We start from the raw sequence: 17405 nt of genomic DNA, 5'->3' as shown, positions 1-17405 counted from the left end.
GGCGCCCGTCCTAGTTGCGGCGCGGCGGCATCAGGATGCTCGGCAACGCTTTCGGCAAGGTTTCCGGATAGTCGCGGCTGAAGTGCAGGCCCCGGCTTTCGCGGCGCTGCAGCGCGCTGTTGACGATCAGGTTGGCCACGTCGACCAGGTTGCGCAGCTCCAGCAGGTCGTGCGTGATGCGGAAGTTGCGGTAATACTCGTCGATTTCTTCCTTCAGCAGCGCGATGCGGTGTTGCGCGCGCTCCAGACGCTTGGTGGTGCGCACGATGCCGACGTAGTTCCACATGAAGCGGCGCAGCTCGTCCCAGTTGTGGGAAATCACCACTTCCTCGTCGGCGTCGGTGACCCGGCTTTCGTCCCAGTCGGGCAGGTAGGGCACTTCGCCTTTTTCCTTGGAGGCGATGTCGCGCGCGCAGGCGCTGCCGATGACCACGCATTCGAGCAGCGAGTTGCTGGCCAGGCGGTTGGCGCCGTGCAGGCCGGTGCAGGCGGTCTCGCCCACGGCGTACAGGCCGGGCAGGTCGGTGCGGCCGAACAGGTCGGTGACCACGCCGCCGCAGGTGTAGTGCGCGGCCGGCACGATCGGGATCGGTTGCTTGGTGATGTCGATGCCCAGTTCCAGGCAGCGCGCATAGATCGTCGGGAAGTGTTCGATCAGGAATGCGGCCGGCTTGTGGCTGATGTCCAGGTGCACGTAGTCGAGGCCGCGCTTTTTGATCTCGAAGTCGATCGCCCGGGCGACCACGTCGCGCGGCGCCAGTTCTGCGCGCTCGTCGTGGGCCAGCATGAAGCGGGTGCCGGCGGCGGCGCCGGCTTCAGGCGGCAGCTTGAGCAGGCCGCCCTCGCCACGGATCGCCTCGGTGATCAGGAACGACTTGGCGTACGGGTGGTACAGGCAGGTCGGGTGGAACTGGATGAACTCCATGTTCGAAATGCGGCAGCCGGCGCGCCAGGCCATGGCGATGCCGTCTCCGCTGGCCGTGTCCGGGTTGGTGGTGTACAGGTAGACCTTGCCGGCGCCGCCGGTGGCCAAGACGGTGTGCTCGGCGGCGAACGTGTGCACCTGGCCGGATTTTTCGTCCTGCACGTACAAGCCGTAGCATTTCGGCTGGGAATGGCCTTTTTTGACCGGATGCAACTTGTCGGAGGTGATCAGGTCGATCGCGCAGTGATGCTCGAACAAGGTGATGTTCGGATGGGCGCGGACTTTTTCCTCCAGCGTGACCTGCACCGCGTGGCCGGTGGCGTCGGCCGCGTGGATGATGCGGCGCTGGCTGTGGCCGCCTTCGCGGGTCAGGTGGAAGCCCAGTTCGGCCGACGAGTCGCGGGTGAACGGCACGCCCTGCGCGATCAGCCATTCGATCGCCTCGCGGCCGTGCTCGACGATGTAGCGCGTGGCGCTTTCGTCGCACAGGCCGCCGCCGGCGACCAGGGTGTCGTCGATGTGCTGGGTGTGGCTATCGCCGGAATCGAGCACGGCGGCGATGCCGCCCTGCGCCCAGTTGCTGGCGCCGTCTTTGAGCGCGCGTTTGGAGATAATCGCGACTGTGCGCGTTTCGGCCAGGTGCAGGGCGACCGAGAGGCCGGCCAGTCCGCTGCCGACGATTGCAACATCAAATTTCATGATCACATGTAGAAATGCTGTAAGGAAGCATGACTATAGACTATTTGTCACATCTTCGTCATATTCCCCGGCTTTTACCCCGGTTTTAGGCCGGGTTTATCCCCTTTTCGCGTCCGGTTTGCGCTGGCGCCGGTTTGCGGTTGTGGCCGCGCAAGGTGAACCGACGCGGTTGTCTCCATCATGAAAGCTCCGCCGCTCAGCGCGGCAGGGAGCTTATTGTGATCAGGATATTTCATCATTACGTGTCGAAAATGGCCTTCATGCTGCTGATGCTGGAGCTGCTGGTCCTGTTAACCGCCGCCGTGGCGAGCGCGCCGTTGTGGCGCCAGGGCGGCCCGGCACCCGACAGCCTGTATCCGCCGGCGCTGGCGTTCGCGGTGGTGCTGGTGTTTAGCATGGGCGCCCTCGGCATGTACCAGCACAACCAGTCGCGCGAGGACATCAAAAGTACTTTCGTGCGCATCCTGCCGTCGTTCGTGCTGGGTTTTATCCTGTTCAGCCTGCTGGCGCAACTGCTGCCTGGCACGCAGTTCGTGCGGCTCGGCAGCGTGGTGTTCGTCGTCGGCGGCGCGTCGGTGCTGCTGGCGCGGCTGCTGGTGTTCACGTCGGCGCAGTCGAGCATGCTGGAGAAGCGTTTGATCATTATCGGCGACGGCGCCACCGCGCGCGAGTGCATGGACCTGGCCACCACGGGCGTCGGTTTCCACCAGTTCCGGGTGGTTGGGTGCGTGCCGGTCGAGGGCGAGTTGCGCTGCGTGCCGCTGACGATGCTGCTGCCGCCGGAGCTGTCGCTGCTGGCGCTGGCGCGGCGCCATGCCGCCGACGAGATCATCGTCTCGGTGGGCGACCGCCGCAATGGCGCTTTCCCGGTGCGCCAGCTGCTCGAGTGCGCGCTGGGCGGCGTGCGCGTCACCGACGCCGCCAGTTTCTTCGAGCGCGAGGCGTGCCAGATCCGCGTCGATTCGCTGCAGCCGAGCTATTTGATCTTCGGCGGCGGCTTCGACCAGAGCCCGCTCCGGGCGGCGGTCAAGCGCGCCTTCGACCTGCTGGCCAGCGGCGCGATTTGCCTGGCGGCGCTGCCGGTGATGCTGCTGACGGCGCTGGCGATCAAGCTCGAGGATGGCGGGCCGGTGTTCTACCAGCAGGAGCGGGTCGGCCGCGACAACCGGCCGTTCAAGGTGCTGAAGTTCCGCAGCATGCGGGTCGACGCGGAGCTGGACGGCAAGCCGAAATGGGCCTCGCAGGACGATCCGCGCGTGACGGCGGTGGGCCGCTGGACTCGCAAGCTGCGCATCGACGAACTGCCGCAGATGCTCAATGTGTTCAAGGGCGAGATGAGCTTTGTCGGTCCGCGCCCGGAGCGCGCCTACTTCGTCGAGCAGCTGTGCCAGGAGATCGCCTATTACAATGTGCGTCACGGCATCAAGCCGGGCATCACCGGCCTGGCGCAGGTGCGCCACGGCTACGGCGCCTCGGTCGATGACGCCGTGCGCAATCTGCTGGCGGCGCTGACCGACAAGCCGGCCGCCGTCAATCAGGTCTACAACGTCGCGCTCAATGCGCGCACCAGTCTGAACGAGCTGTATCTGACATTGCATGGCTTGCTGGTCGAGCGTTACCCACATCTGCGCGACTACCAGCCCACCTATGGCGAATTCCGCGCCGGCGACGTGCGCCACTCGCAGGCGGACATCTCGAAGGCGTCCAGTTTGCTCGGCTATGTGCCGACCCACGACCTGCGGCGCGGCCTGGACCAGGCGCTGCGCTGGTATATCGCCCAGCTGGATACCAAGGCCTGAAAGCGGATGCTCGGCGCCAGGCCAAAAAAAACCGCCGCACCTGGGGTGCCGCGGTTTGATGGCGCTAATGACGAGCTTGGAACTGTGGTAAGGGAAAACCTTAGCGCGGCGCGTAGTTGACGCTGGTCGCTTCCTTGATCACGCGGCCGGCGGTGCGCGCCGCGTTGGCGGCGGCGACGCCACCCATGCCGTCGCCCGCTTCGCGCGCCATGCCGACCAGGCCGACTGCCGCCTGGGCATCGCCGGCGCTGGCGGCGCGCTCGAACAAGGCGATCGCTTCGCTGCGCTTGGCCGGGTTGGACAAATACCGCAATGCCAGTTCGCGCTGGGCAACCGCGGAACCCTGGTCTGCCCACTCTTGCAAACGTCGCTCCGCCGCTGGTTGGCCTTGCGGACCGATTTGCATCGCGGCGGCTTCAATCACGGTCGAGGCGGGTACGGTACCTTCCTGCGCCTGGCAGGCGATCAACGCTCCGACCAGAACCAGAACCGATGATACCAACACACCTGACTTGTTGAATAAATCCATATATTAGTTACCCTTGGTAATCGCCATTTAAGACGCATTGCAGCATTATACTTGCATCTCGGCAAATTGTCTATTACGCAATAGTACGCAGACGACGGAACCTTGTCCGTTAGCTTACGATATTGACGAAATCCGTGTCGCACGTCCGGCGCAGCTATGTGATAGCAGGAGAGATATCGAATGGTGGCGATATTAACATGAACACTTTCTCACTTTGGATTGCAAGTCCCTAATGAGGGTAACAATTGTAACGATTCGTTAACGGGGCCCGAAATGCTTGAATCGAGCATACCAGTGTGCACTGCAACATGAGCGTTCGTTACGATTGTTGAGCGATATAGTGAGATTTAGTGTGGCAGGCAGACAGAGGCGAGGAGCCCGCCGGTACCTGTTTGCAGGCGTTATGCCCGTGTCGTCTTGCCGTCTTGGGGAGAGTTAAGCAGCAGCCAATCTTCTGCTTGCCGCAGTACCAGCTGATATTCTGATTCAAGCTCGGCGAACAGGGGAGGGATATGCCCGCTTTGGCGTTCGGCGATCGCCTGCTCTAGCTTGAGCGACGACGCCACCAGGCGCTTCGCCCCCAGCGTGCCGATGGAACCGCGCAGGCTATGGAAAATCTTGCCGGCGTCGACCAGACGCTCTTCCTGGAGCGCCGCGCGCGCCTGGTCGAACGGGGCCAGACCCGGCGCGCAGGCGTCGCGCACGATTTTGGAGACAATCGCCAGCGCCTTATCGTCGTTGCCCATGTATTTGAGCAGCGTGGCGACCGAGAATACATTCTCTTCGGGTCCTGACGTACTGATTTCAGACATGTGGCACTCCAAAACGAACTAATTGCCTAATAATACACTGAGGGATAATGTTGCCTGACACATTACCCGAACTTGGCTTGGCTTATTCAAACGACATTTAAGTCAGATCAACACGCTATTGTTGTCCGTTGTTAAATTGCTGCGCCAGCGTCTGTAACGGCGCCGCCGGCGCAACCAGCGCGGTGCCGGCCGGCGGCGCGACGCGCACCGGTTTGCCGCCGGTCTTGGTTGCGTGCAGCACGTTGCTGGTAGCTTCGGGCGCCGCGTTCCACACCGGATTGTCGAGGCCTTCGAACACACGTTTAAGCTGGTCGCCCCAGGTGTTGCGGATCATCTGGAAATACTGGTTGCGCTCGTCGATGGTGACGAAATGCGTGACGGCCAGCGCGTCGGTATCATAGACCAGCAGATCGAGCGGCAGGCCGACCGAGACGTTGGAGCGCAAGGTCGAATCCATCGAAATGAGCGCGCATTTTGCAGCATCGTCCAGGCTGGTGGCCGGCGTGACCACGCGGTCGATGATCGGTTTTCCGTACTTGGCCTCGCCGATCTGGAAATAGGTGTTTTCATCGTGCGACTCGATGAAATTGCCGGCCGAGTAAATCTGGAACAGGCGGCAGCGCTCGCCCTTGATCTGCCCGCCGAAAATAATGCTGACGTTGAAGTCGATGCCAAAGCCGGCCAGGGACTTGGCGTCGCGCTCGTGCACCTGGCGCACCGCGTCGCCGAGGATGCGCGCGGCCTCGTACATATTGGGCGCGTCCCACAGGCTGTGACCGTCGGCGGTGGCACGCTCCGACACCAGCTGGCGTATCGATTGTGAAATCGACAAGTTCCCGGCGGTCATCATGACCATCATGCGGTCGCCGGGCACCTCGAACACGCTCATCTTGCGGAACGTGCCGACCTGGTCCACCCCGGCGTTGGTGCGCGAGTCCGATAAAAACACCAGCCCGGCGTCGAGGCGCATGCCCACACAATAAGTCATCGTCGTAAAGTATTGAATATAAGTACGACTATTTTACACGTGGTAATTACCTGGCACCAATTTTCACGTCGACTTCCATCGATTCCTGGCCGCCGCCGCGCCGCACGCCGCGCACCGGCGCCGCCGCATCGTAATCGCGCCCGATAGCCAGGCGGCAATAGGCGTCGGTCATCAGGCGCGCGTGCGTGACGTCGATGCTGATCCAGCCCACATAATCCTTGTCCTCGGCCCAGGCGTCGACCCAGGCATGGCTGGCCGCGTGGCCGGTGTCTTCGGGATCGATATAGCCCGACACGTAGCGCGCCGGAATGCCGTGCGCATGGCAACAGGCCAGGAACAGGTGGGCATGGTCCTGGCACACGCCCTGGCCCAACGCCAACGCGTCGCTGGCGGTGGTGGTGACGACGGTCGCACCGCTTTGATACCGGACCGCACCAAAGATGTGCTCGGCCAGCGAAAGCAGGTCCTTGCTCTGGGCCCGGCCGTCCGGCAGGCAGGAGGCGGCCAGTTCCAGGATGCCCGGCGTGGCCTCGGTCAGGCGCGTGGGCACCGTGAAAATCAGCGGCGACAGCGTGTCGCCGTTCGGCACCCGTCCCTTGAGCGGCATCTCGGTCTGGATCACGCCGGCGGCGGTGATGGTCAGGCCGTGATGCGGCGTGGCCATCGTCATCATGTGCGACAGGTTGCCGTAGGCGTCCGTGTAGGCGTGCACATGGCCGGGCATCGCGATATTCCACGACATCACGTGCTGCTGCGGCTCCTTGCGCGGCGTCAGGTGCAGTTGCTGGATGGTGTAGGCCAGGGGCGTGGTGTAGGTGTAGCGCGTTTCATGCCGAATATTCAGTTGCATGGATCAGTCGCTCCCTCAAGCCGCCAGCGGCACCAGGAAATCGCGGCTGACGCGGTCGCCCAGTTGGTTGATGTCGGCCAGGAAGCGTGTCAGCGTCTCGTGCAGGCCGGCCTCCAGGATATCGTCGATATTGCTGAACTGCAGCGCCGCGCGCAGCCGGCCGGCCAGCCGTTCGGTATCGGCCGACACATCGTTGCGCACCTCTGCCAGGTTTTGCACCACTTCGTCCATACAGGCCAGCAGCGAGCGCGGCATGTCGCCGCGCAGCATCAGCAGCTCGGCGATGCGGGCCGGCGTGATCACGTCGCGGTACACCTTGCGGTAGATCTCGAAGCCCGATACCGAGCGCAGCAGGGCGCCCCAGTAGTAGAAATCGTGCTGGCTCATCGCCTCGCTGCGGGTGGCCTCGGCGCCGCCGCCGTGGAACTTGACATCCAGGATGCGCGCCGTGTTGTCGGCCCGCTCGAGGAAGGTGCCGAGACGGATGAAATGGACTGCCTCGTCGCGCAGCATGGTGCCGACGGTCACCCCGCGCGACAGGTGCGAGCGGAACTTGACCCATTCGAAGAACTTGCTCGGATCGTCCTCCAGCAGATCGCTGTCGAGGCGCTTTTGCATGTCGAGCCAGGTCTGGTTCTGGATTTCCCACACCTCGGTGGTCAAGGTGCCGCGCACGGCGCGGGCGTTCTCGCGCGCCTCGGTCAGGCAGGCGACGATCGACGAGGAGTTGTCCGGGTCGCGCACCATGAAATCGATGACCTCGCGCGCCTCCAGCGTCTTGTGCTTGGCGTCGTAGGCGGCTTGCAGCTCGGAAATGCCGAGCATGGCGCGCCAGCCGTGGGCGTTGTCCTCGTCGGACTGCGGCAGCATCGACGTCTGCACGTTGACGTCGAGCATGCGGGCGGTGTTTTCGGCGCGCTCAGTATAGCGCGCCATCCAGAACAGGTGATCTGCGGTACGGCTTAACATGGTGTCTCCTTAGCGTTCCAGTATCCAGGTGTCTTTGGTGCCGCCGCCTTGCGACGAGTTCACCACCAGCGAACCTTCTTGCAATGCGACCCGGGTCAAGCCGCCGGGCACCATCGAAATGGTCTTGCCGGACAGCACGAATGGACGCAGGTCGATGTGGCGCGGCGCGATGCCGTTCTCGACATAGGTGGGGCAGGCCGACAGCGCCAGGGTCGGTTGGGCGATGTAGCCGTCCGGCTTGGCCAGCAGGCGCTGGCGGAAGTCCTCGATCTGCGCCTTGGTCGATGCCGGACCGACCAGCATGCCGTAGCCGCCGGCGCCGTGCACCTCCTTGACCACCAGCTCGGCCAGATTGGCCAGCGTATAGTCCAGATCCTCTTTTTTGCGGCACTGGTAGGTCGGCACGTTGTTGAGCACAGGCTCCTCGGACAGGTAGAACTTGATCATGTCCGGCACGAAAGGGTAGATCGACTTGTCGTCCGCCACCCCGGTGCCGATGGCGTTGGCCAGGGTCACGCGGCCGGCGCGGTACACCGACAGCAGGCCCGGCACGCCGAGCGAGGAATCGGGACGGAACGCCAGCGGATCAAGGAAATCATCGTCGAGGCGGCGGTAAATCACGTCGACACGCTTCGGTCCCCGCGTGGTGCGCATGAACACGGTGTTATCGCTGACGAACAAATCCTTGCCCTCGACCAGCTCCACGCCCATTTGCTGGGCCAGGAAGGCGTGCTCGAAATAGGCCGAGTTGTACATGCCCGGCGTCATCACCACCACCGTCGGATCGTTGATGCCCATCGGCGCCACCGAGCGCAGATTGTCGAGCAGCATGTCCGGATAGTGGTCGACCGGTGCGATTTTGTTGCGCGCGAACAATTCCGGGAACAGCCGCATCATCATTTTGCGGTCTTCCAGCATATAGGAGACGCCCGAAGGCACGCGCAGATTGTCCTCCAGCACGTAAAACTCGCCCGCGCCGGCACGCACGATGTCGACCCCGGCGATGTGCGCGTAAATGTCCGACGCCACGTTGATGCCTTGCATCTCCGGGCGGTACTGGGCGTTTTTGTAGATCTGCTCGGCGGGAATCAGGCCGGCCTTGATGATGTTCTGGTCGTGATAGATATCGTGAATGAACATGTTCAGCGCCTTGACGCGCTGAACCAGGCCGGCTTCCATCTTTTTCCACTCGGCGGCGGGGATGATGCGGGGAATGGTGTCGAAGGGGATCAACCGCTCGGTGCCGGCGTCGTCGCCATACACGGCGAAGGTGATACCGACGCGGCGGAAGGTCAAATCGGCCTCGGCCCGCTTGCGCTCGATGGTTTCGGCCGACTGGCGCTGGAGCCAGCCGCAAAACTCGCGATAGTGTTCACGTACCTCGGCGCTGGCGTGGTGTGCCAGGCCATCAGCGGTCATTTCGTTGAAAAATTTTGCCATATCGAACGTTCCTCTGTGGAGTGCCTTTATCTTCTATCAAGAAGTGTGCCAGAGGAAATGCCCGATATTGGTGCGTTTACACACTTGGGATAACTACACGATGGAGAATAAGGACGCAAAACGCCAAGGCACGCTACGAAGCATACCTTGGCGCTGGGAATTGTGTTGGACAGAATGCAATCGTGCTGTCCCCTCAACAATTACAGGTTGCCGCTGCCCGAGCCGGTGCTACCGTAGCCGGAACCGGTCTGGTTGCCGGTCTGGCTGCCGAGGCCGGTCTGGGTTTGGCCGCCGAGGCCGGTTTGCGATTGGCTGCCGATGCCGGTTTCGCTGCCAAGGCCACTCTGGCTGCCGTAGCCGGGATCGCTCTGCAGGCTGGAGCTTCCAGCGCCCATCACGCTGCCGCTGGCGGTGCGGGTGCCGAGGGCGCCTTGCTGGGTGCCGTAGAAGTTGTGCAGCTGGGTGCTGAACTCGGCGCTGGCCATGTCGGGCCAGTTATCCTTGTCGAAGCCCGGCGCGTTTTTCAGGTGGTCTTTCGACACGTCCAGCAGGAAGCGTTTGTTGACGGTGTCCAGTTGCAGGGCTTCCCAAGGCACGGCGAACAGCTTGTCGCCCATGCCCAGCCAGCCGCCGAAGGACAGCACCGCGTAGGCGACTTTGCCTTGGCGCATGTCGAGCATGATTTCCTTGATATCGCCCAAGTCTTCTTCCTGGCGGTTGTAGACATCCTCGCCGATCAGCGTGTCTGCGCCCATCAGGCGGGGGCCGGGGCCGCTGTTGACGTCGAGGTCGTTATCGAGGTCGTTGTAAATGCCATAAGTGTCGCGGTCTAGGTAGCTCATGATGGTCTCCAAGTGGTTGAACAAATCCCGTCATTCATGCCGCGGGAACAAAGCTCATCATGCGTCCAGCGCGACGGTAGAGGTATAGGTGCGCGTGCGGTGTCGATGTAGGACGGGGATGAGTTACTGGCGAACATAAGGACTACGGATTAGCGCAGCGTAATCCGCCATGCATGCGTTTCGACGGCTCATGCATTGGCGGATTACGGCTGCGCCTAATCCGCCCTACGTGGAACCGAGGCCATCGAGAGGGAACGGTGCGTCTTCGCCGCGCAGCGCGCCCGCCAGCAGTTTGGCGCTGCCGCAGGCGAACGTGAAACCGAGCGGGCCGTGGCCGACGTTGAGCCACAAGTTGCCGTAGCGCGTGGCGCCGATGATGGGCGCGCCGCTAGGCGTGGCCGGACGCAGGCCGGCCCACGTTTCGACGTTGCCGTAGTCGGCAGCGCCCGGCATGGCTTCCTTCGCCAGCCGCATCAGGCCCTGCACGCGGCGCTCCTCGATGGCGAGCCTGGCGCCGACCAGATCGACCATGGCCGCCACCCGCAGGCGCCCGCCGATGCGCGCGTACAGCACCTTGCGCTCGAAGTCGGTCACGCTGATTTCCGGCGCGTGGTCGACCGCGCGTATCGGCGCCGTCAGGCTGTAGCCTTTCAGTGGATACAGGGGTAAATAGATGCCGGCGCGGCTCGCCAGGTCGCGGCTGTCGATGCCGGCCGCGAGCACATAATGATCGCCGCCGATGGGGCCGATCGAGGTGTCGAGTCCGGACACCCGGCCGCCGTCGACCGTCAAGGCGTGCACATCGGCATGCGTGACGCCGAGGAAGTTCGGGTGTGCCCGCAGGCGCAGCTCCAGCGCCAGGCAGAACGCGTGGCAGTCGGCCACCGCCTCGCCCGGGTTGAAGATGCCGCCCGCCAGCACGCTTTGCAACGCCGCCAGCGCCGGTTCGCGCGCCACGGCGGCGGCCGGCGACAAGACCTCGGCATCGGCGGCGGCCACGCCGGCCGCGCGCTCGAACAGATGGCGGCTGCGATAGACGACCAGCTTGCCGGCGTCGCGCCAGGCGAACTCGGAAGGCGGCAGCACCGGCGACAATTCGGCCATCGCATTGCGGCTCAGTTCGCCCAATTGCAGCAAGGTGGCGGTGGTGCGGCGGTTGGCGTCGGCATTGCAGTTGCCCAGGAATTGCAGGAACCAGCGCCATTGTCTCGGGTCGGCCTCCAGACGGAGCCGTAGCGGCCCGTCCGGCTGGAACAGCCACTGCAGCGCCTTCAGCGGCACCCCGGCGTCGGCCAGCGGCGCCACGTAGCGATAGCTGAGCTGACCGCCATTGCGGTAGCTGGCCATGCTGCCGACTTGCGCCTCGCGCTCGACCAGGCGCACCTGAAAGCCGGCCTCGGCCAACCACCAGGCCGACGTCAGGCCGACCACGCCACCGCCGATGACGACGATCTCGCTCATCGTTCACTGTCTCCCGATGACAACAACATTATTCTGATAGCCGGCCGCAAGCCGGACCGGATGCGCCCCAGAATAGCGCGGCCCGCCGGCCGCTGCCAATGAAAACCGGCGCTGGCTCCATAACCTTATGGAATGCGCGTCCGGCAACGTTTCATGCCTCAAGCCCGCGTTTGGCGATTACACTCACGGTATCGAACCCATCGAGGCATGACGATGCTCAGAACCGAAATTCCCAGCCAGGAACATGCCGGCCTGGACCAGTATCCGGTGCCCGACCTGGTCGACACGCTGATTGCCGACCAGCTCAATGCCATCGCTGCGGTCCGCCAGGCGGCGGGGCAGATCTGTGCCGTCGTCGAGGCAGCCGTGCCCCGCATCGCCTCCGGCGGGCGCCTGATCTACGTGGGCGCCGGCACCTCGGGCCGGCTCGGCGTGCTCGACGGCGTCGAACTGCACCCGACCTTTTCTTGGCCGCACGAGCGCGCGCTGTCGCTGCTGGCCGGCGGCAAGGGCGCCATGTTCCGGGCGGTCGAGGGCGCCGAGGATGACGCCGGCCAGGGTGGCGCGGATCTCGCGGCGCTGCGGCCGGGACCGAAGGATGTGGTGCTGCTGCTGGCCGCCTCGGGCGCCACGCCGTACGTGCTCGGCGCGCTGGAGGCCGCCCGCGCCAGTGAGGCGCTCACCGTCGGCATCGCCAACAATCCGGACGCGCCGCTGGTCCTGCGCGCCGGAATCGGCATCACGCTCGATACCGGCCCGGAAATCATCTCCGGCAGCACGCGTCTAAAGGCCGGCACCTCACAGAAAATCGTGCTCAACACCATTTCCAGCGCCATCATGGTCCGGCTGCATAAGGTCTACGGCAACCTGATGGTCGATATGAAGCCGAGCAACTCCAAGCTGGTCCAGCGCGCCGTGGCGCTGACGATGCATGCCACCGGCGCCGACGAGGCCCGCGCCCGGGCGGCCCTGGCCCAATGCGGCTTCCACGTCAAAGTCGCCATCGTGGCCTTGCTCAAGGAACTATCGATACCGCAGGCGCAGGCCTTGCTCGACCGCAGCGCGGGCAGTGTACGCGCCGCACTCCTGCTACAGTAACGCGAAGATGCGTTATTGAAAGAGGGACCATGCGGTTACGGCACATAGAAGTTTTCCACGCGATCATGCAAGTCGGCACCATCAGCGGCGCGGCGCAAGTGCTGCACATTTCCCAGCCGGCCGTCACCAAGGTGCTGCAACATTGCGAGCTGCAACTGGGCATGCCGCTGTTCGAGCGGGTGCGCGGCAAGCTGTATCCGAAGCCGGAGGCGCACCGCCTGTTCGCCGAAACCGAAAAGCTGCACCACGAACTGCAAGGCATCCGCCGCCTCGCCGCCAGCCTCAAAAGCCGCACCGTGGAGACCATCCGCCTGGTGGCCACGCCGACGATCGCCGTCAGCGTCTTGCCGCAGGCGATGAGCGCATGGCGCCGCGCCTTCGCCGACACCCGCTGCGAGCTGGCGACGCACCATACCAGCGAGATCATCAACACGCTGCGCCTCGGCGAGGCCGATCTTGGCCTGTCGTTGCAGGACCCGCGCCATCCCGGCATCATCGCCGAACCGATCGCGCAAGGGGTAATGACGGTGATCGCGCCGCCGGGCACCTGGTCGGCGACGGAAGAGGGCGAGCCGCTGTTGGCCTGCGGCCTGAAAGGCGAGCTGATCGGCTACACCGACAACGATCCGCTGGGCGCGCAAGTGGAGGCCGCCTGCGAGGCGCAAGGCATCGCGCCCTCGGTCCACACCGTGGTGCAAACCTACCAGATCGCCCGCTCGCTGGTCGAGGCGGGCGGCGGCATGGCGGTGGTCGACCCGTTCACCGCCGCCTCGGGACGCGGCCGGCTGCAAAGCCGTCCCTGGTCGCCCGCCATTCCGATCCCGCTGTATCTATTGACGCCAGCCCATGCGCCGCTGTCGCACGGCGCGCGCCGCTTGGCTGACAGCATTGCGACGGCCGCGAGGACGCTGCTCGAATAGACTTTATTCTTTACTCCGTGGCAAAAATGATACAAATGCCATTCCGCAAATGGAGCCCGGCTGGCATCCTCCTCCTGCGCCGCTCACTTTATGACTAAAAGTTATAACCTCAAAAGCTATTTTCATTGGATGGCGACAAAGTCGAGCGGCTAATCTGGGTTGGCGGGACAGCGCGGCGCAACGACGCCGCCAGCCGCCAGTCGCGATAGATCGCAGGCACATCAAAGGGAGAGGCCGTGAAGGTTAAGAAACTGGCGCACATGATTGCGCTGATAGGTGTTGTGGCCCCGGCGTCGGGACCGGCGCTGGCGCAAAGCGGCGAAGCGAGCATGCAGCGGGTCGAAATCACCGGCAGCAGCATCAAGCGGGTGGCCAAGGAGGGCGCGCTGCCGGTGCAGGTGATCAACTACGACACCATCGAAAAGCAGGGCATCACCAGCACCGAGCAACTGATCCGCACCTTGTCGGCCAACGGCACCGGCGCCGACAACATGACGTCCGGTAATAACGTCTTCGGCGCCGACGCCGACCGCGTCAGCGGCGGCGCCTCTTACGCGTCGCTGCGCGGACTCGGCCCCAACAGCACCCTGGTGCTGCTCAACGGCCGCCGCATCGCCACCTACGGCGCCAGCGGCAAGTCGGTCGACCTCAACGCGATTCCGCTGGGCGCCATCGCCCGCGTCGAGATCCTCAAGGACGGCGCCTCGGCCATCTACGGCACCGACGCCATCGGCGGCGTCATCAACTTCATCCTGCGCACCGATTATCGCGGCCTGGAGCTATCCTATACCGGCAATTTCACCGAGGAGGGCGGCGGCGCCAAGCGCCGCCTGTCGCTGCTCGGCGGCACCGGCTCGCTGCAAACCGACGGCTACAACCTGATGGGCAGCGTCACCTACGACAACGACGAAAAGCTGAGTTCCCGCGAGCGCTCGTTCGCCAACGGCTTCCAGCCGGCGCGCGGCCTGTCGCCGGACACCACCGGCACGCCGTTCGCCAATCAACTGAACGGTCCGGGCACGGCCCTCGGCGCCGGCTTCAAGATGCCCGGCGACAGCACCACCTATCTGCAGGCGAACCCGCTGAGCTTCCAGGGCAAGTGCGACACGATTCCCGGCATGTCGCAATACCAGACGGCGCTATGGAAGGACGTCACCGCCGCCACCCGCAGCACCTATTCGTGCGCCTATGATTACGGCGCCGACTACATCATCAGCTTCCCGGTCGAGCGCCTGAACGCCGTCTCGCGCGGTACCTTGCAAATCAACCCGGACCACAAGGTGTTCGTCGAGGCCTTGTACGGCCACAACAAGGCGCTGTCGGAGCTGACGCCGGTGCAGATCTCGGCCACGGTCGCCAACGGCGGCGTCTATCCGGCCGGCGGCGCCTATTACCAGGACCTGTCGCCGTATATTTCCACTTTCGACAAGACCAAGCCGATCTCGTACAAATGGCGCGCCAACGACTGGGGCTATCGCAAGCAAGAGAACGTCACCGACAACGCCCGCCTGCTGCTCGGCGCCGAAGGCGTCCTGCTGGGCAAGTGGGACTACCGCGCCGGCGTGTCCCACGGCGAAAGCAAGACCAAGACCCGCTTGCTGGACGGCTACGGCTACACAAGCAAGATCTACGCGGCGCTCGGCACCGGCCTGATCAATCCGTGGCTGACGCCAGGCCAGACCCAGACGCCGGAGGCGATCGCGCTGATCGATTCCACCCGCTATCGTGGCCCGCTGCAGCACGGCAAGACCAAACTGACCCAGATCGACGGCAACCTTTCCGGCGAAGTGATGCAGCTGCCGGCGGGAGCGATGTCGATGGCGGTCGGCTTCGACCTGCGCCGCGAAGGCTACAGCTTCGCCCAGGACGTCGACGCCACGCAAATCCTGCTGGCGCCCGGCAACGCGGCGTTGAACGAGGCCACGCGCGACATCAAGGCCTTCTACACCGAGCTGCTGGTGCCCGTCACCAAGGAACTGGAGCTGCAACTGGCCCTGCGGCGCGACCATTACAGCGTGTTCGGCGATACCACCAACCCCAAGGTCTCGTTCCGCTACCAGCCCAACAGTTCGCTGCTGTTCCGCGGCTCGGCCAACAAAGGCTTCCTGGCGCCGAGCTTCACGCAACTGTATTCCGGCAGCCTGCTGCAGGAACTGCCGAACGGCATCATCGACCCGATCGGCTGCCCGGCCAATCCGGGCAATCCGGCCTTCTGCGCCATTCCGCGCCTGGAGTATCTCACCGGCGGCAACACCAGGCTGAAGCCGGAAACCTCCAAGCAGGGCAGCCTCGGCGTTGTCTTCGAGCCGGTCAAGGGCTATTCGGCCTCGCTGGACTACTGGGCCATCAACACCCTCAACCGCATCCTGAACCGCACGCCGCAAGTGGTGCTGGCCAACGCGGCGGCGCTGTCCGAGAACATCGTGCGCAACCCGGACAACACCATCGCCTACGTCCAAGCCGGCTGGATCAACGCCGCCGGCGCCAAGACGCGCGGCGCCGACTTGAGCCTGCGCGGCGAAGGCAAAGTCAGCAACTATAACTGGAACTTCAGCCTCGACGGCACCTACACCAACAGCTTCAAATTCGCCGAGTTCGAAGGGCAGGAGTACAAGGAGTACGTCGGCAACTTCTACACCCGCGACCTGTATCTGCGCTGGAAGCACAACGCCAGCATCAGCCTGGCCAAGGGAGACTGGAGCGCCATGCTGATCCAGAACTACAGCACCGGCTACAAGGACCAGTTGCCGAACAACGGCAAGTCGACGCCGCCGCCGGGGTTCAATCCCAACGTCAAGGCGTATACCAAGTACGACTTGTCGGCCACGTACAGCGGCATCCGCAACACCACGATCACCGTGGGCATCCAGAACGTCCTCGACACCGATCCGCCGTTCACGGCGCACAACGTCGACGAGGTGGTGGGCGCCGGCTGGGACCCGCGGGTGGCCGATCCGCGCGGCCGCTCGCTCAGCGTCTTGCTGAAGTACAAGTTCCTGTAATGTCGGGCGGATTCGGCCGGCGGCATTTCGGCAAGCTGCTGGCCGCCGCCGCAATCGGCACAAGCGCGGCGGCGCAAGCGGCCGCGCCATCGTCCAGGCGGAGGAAAAACATGCGCCTGATCAAACCCGCGAGGCTGATGCCGGGCGACCTGGTCGGCATCATCGCGCCGGGTGGCCATACCAATGAGGAAGCGCTGGCGAAGGCGGTCGGCAATATCGAGTCTCTGGGCTTGCGCGCGCGTGTCGGCAACAACATACACTATGTCTACGGCAACTACGCCGGCACCGTCCAGCAGCGGCTCGACGATTTGCACGGCATGTTCCTCGACCCCGAAATCAAGGCGGTGTGGGCGATACGCGGCGGCTCGGGCTGCATCTCGCTACTGGAACACATCGATTACCGGCTGATACGCGCCCATCCGAAAGTGTTGATCGGCTATTCGGACATCACCAGCCTGCATCTGGCGTTTCTTACGCACGCCGGGCTGGTAACTTTCCACGGGCCGGTGGCATCGTCCACGTTCTCTGAGTATGCCGTCACCCAGATGCAAAACGTGCTGATGACGCCGCACGACAACTATACGATCGCGATGTCGGCGGAGAACGCGCTGGCAGGCGAGACCCACGCCAACTACAAGCTTCGCACGATCCACGCGGGCGTCGCCACGGGACGGTTGATTGGCGGTAACCTGTCGCTGGTCAGCGCGCTGGCCGGCACGCCGTACGCGGCCGACTTCACCGACGCCATCCTGTATCTGGAAGACGTCAACGAGGAGCCCTACCGTATCGACCGCATGATGACGCAGTTGCAGCTCAGCCAGGGGTATCGGAAGGCCGCGGCCGTCATGTTGGGCATTTTCGAAAATTGCGAGGGGATCGACGGCGAAAGCGCGCTATCGCTGGACGAAACGGTCGACCAGCACCTGTTGCCGCTGACCCTGCCGGCGGTCACCGGTTACTCCTTCGGCCACATCCGCCATCAATTCACCATGCCGGTCGGCATCAAGGCGCGGCTCGATACCGGGCAGCAGACGCTGACGTTGCTGGAGCCCGGCGTCGTCTAGGGCGGGC

At 64.1% G+C, this 17405-nt stretch carries 14 protein-coding genes; 5 read left to right on the top strand and 9 right to left on the bottom strand.

Going from position 1 to position 17405, the window contains the following annotated elements; translation table 11 throughout:
• Window positions 1-10: 10 nt before the first annotated feature.
• The gene (gene nadB / locus AC0IYS_RS16080) at window positions 11-1624 is read right to left on the bottom strand and encodes an L-aspartate oxidase (RefSeq protein ID WP_471706092.1); all 1614 of its coding nucleotides are present in this window, start codon (window positions 1622-1624) and stop codon (window positions 11-13) included.
• Window positions 1625-1842: 218 nt separating this feature from the next.
• Here nadB and AC0IYS_RS16075 point away from each other — a divergent pair, with 218 nt between their 5' ends.
• The gene (locus tag AC0IYS_RS16075; protein ID WP_471706091.1) at window positions 1843-3423 is read left to right on the top strand and encodes a TIGR03013 family XrtA/PEP-CTERM system glycosyltransferase; all 1581 of its coding nucleotides are present in this window, start codon (window positions 1843-1845) and stop codon (window positions 3421-3423) included.
• Between the two features lie 100 nt (window positions 3424-3523).
• Here AC0IYS_RS16075 and AC0IYS_RS16070 read toward each other — a convergent pair whose 3' ends face one another.
• The 8 genes from AC0IYS_RS16070 to AC0IYS_RS16035 form a co-directional block, all read right to left on the bottom strand.
• Entirely contained in the window at window positions 3524-3928 is a 405-nt protein-coding gene (locus AC0IYS_RS16070; protein WP_471706090.1) for a hypothetical protein, read from the bottom strand.
• A gap of 425 nt (window positions 3929-4353) precedes the next feature.
• Window positions 4354-4764, bottom strand: coding sequence for an Hpt domain-containing protein (locus AC0IYS_RS16065; protein ID WP_471706089.1), 411 nt, complete (start codon window positions 4762-4764; stop codon window positions 4354-4356).
• A gap of 115 nt (window positions 4765-4879) precedes the next feature.
• Window positions 4880-5752, bottom strand: a complete 873-nt coding sequence (locus AC0IYS_RS16060) for a proteasome-type protease (RefSeq protein ID WP_471706088.1) — start codon at window positions 5750-5752, stop codon at window positions 4880-4882.
• A gap of 46 nt (window positions 5753-5798) precedes the next feature.
• Window positions 5799-6602, bottom strand: a complete 804-nt coding sequence (locus AC0IYS_RS16055; protein ID WP_471706087.1) for a transglutaminase family protein — start codon at window positions 6600-6602, stop codon at window positions 5799-5801.
• A gap of 15 nt (window positions 6603-6617) precedes the next feature.
• Complete coding sequence (locus AC0IYS_RS16050; protein WP_363495708.1) at window positions 6618-7571, bottom strand: alpha-E domain-containing protein; 954 nt, start codon at window positions 7569-7571, stop codon at window positions 6618-6620.
• A 9-nt stretch (window positions 7572-7580) separates the two neighbouring features.
• Window positions 7581-9011: a circularly permuted type 2 ATP-grasp protein gene (locus tag AC0IYS_RS16045; protein ID WP_471706086.1), complete on the bottom strand. Its 1431-nt coding sequence runs from the start codon at window positions 9009-9011 to the stop codon at window positions 7581-7583.
• 200 nt (window positions 9012-9211) lie between these two features.
• Window positions 9212-9853 (bottom strand): PRC-barrel domain-containing protein, encoded by a 642-nt coding sequence (locus tag AC0IYS_RS16040; RefSeq protein WP_471706085.1) that lies wholly within the window; start codon window positions 9851-9853, stop codon window positions 9212-9214.
• 225 nt (window positions 9854-10078) lie between these two features.
• Window positions 10079-11314 (bottom strand): D-amino acid dehydrogenase, encoded by a 1236-nt coding sequence (locus AC0IYS_RS16035; RefSeq protein ID WP_471706084.1) that lies wholly within the window; start codon window positions 11312-11314, stop codon window positions 10079-10081.
• A 213-nt stretch (window positions 11315-11527) separates the two neighbouring features.
• Here AC0IYS_RS16035 and AC0IYS_RS16030 point away from each other — a divergent pair, with 213 nt between their 5' ends.
• The 4 genes from AC0IYS_RS16030 to AC0IYS_RS16015 all read left to right on the top strand — a co-directional run bounded on the left by AC0IYS_RS16030 (window position 11528) and on the right by AC0IYS_RS16015 (window position 17398).
• Entirely contained in the window at window positions 11528-12412 is an 885-nt protein-coding gene (locus AC0IYS_RS16030; protein WP_471706083.1) for an N-acetylmuramic acid 6-phosphate etherase, read from the top strand.
• A 29-nt stretch (window positions 12413-12441) separates the two neighbouring features.
• Window positions 12442-13332, top strand: coding sequence for a LysR family transcriptional regulator (locus AC0IYS_RS16025; RefSeq protein ID WP_471706082.1), 891 nt, complete (start codon window positions 12442-12444; stop codon window positions 13330-13332).
• Between the two features lie 236 nt (window positions 13333-13568).
• Complete coding sequence (locus AC0IYS_RS16020; protein WP_471706081.1) at window positions 13569-16334, top strand: TonB-dependent receptor; 2766 nt, start codon at window positions 13569-13571, stop codon at window positions 16332-16334.
• Window positions 16334-17398, top strand: coding sequence for a S66 peptidase family protein (locus tag AC0IYS_RS16015; protein ID WP_471706080.1), 1065 nt, complete (start codon window positions 16334-16336; stop codon window positions 17396-17398). Before AC0IYS_RS16020 ends, AC0IYS_RS16015 begins: the two co-directional genes overlap by 1 nt.
• Window positions 17399-17405: the final 7 nt, after the last annotated feature.

This window comes from Duganella sp. AC237, assembly GCF_979254035.1.
This window is presented reverse-complemented; position numbering and strand designations above follow the sequence as displayed.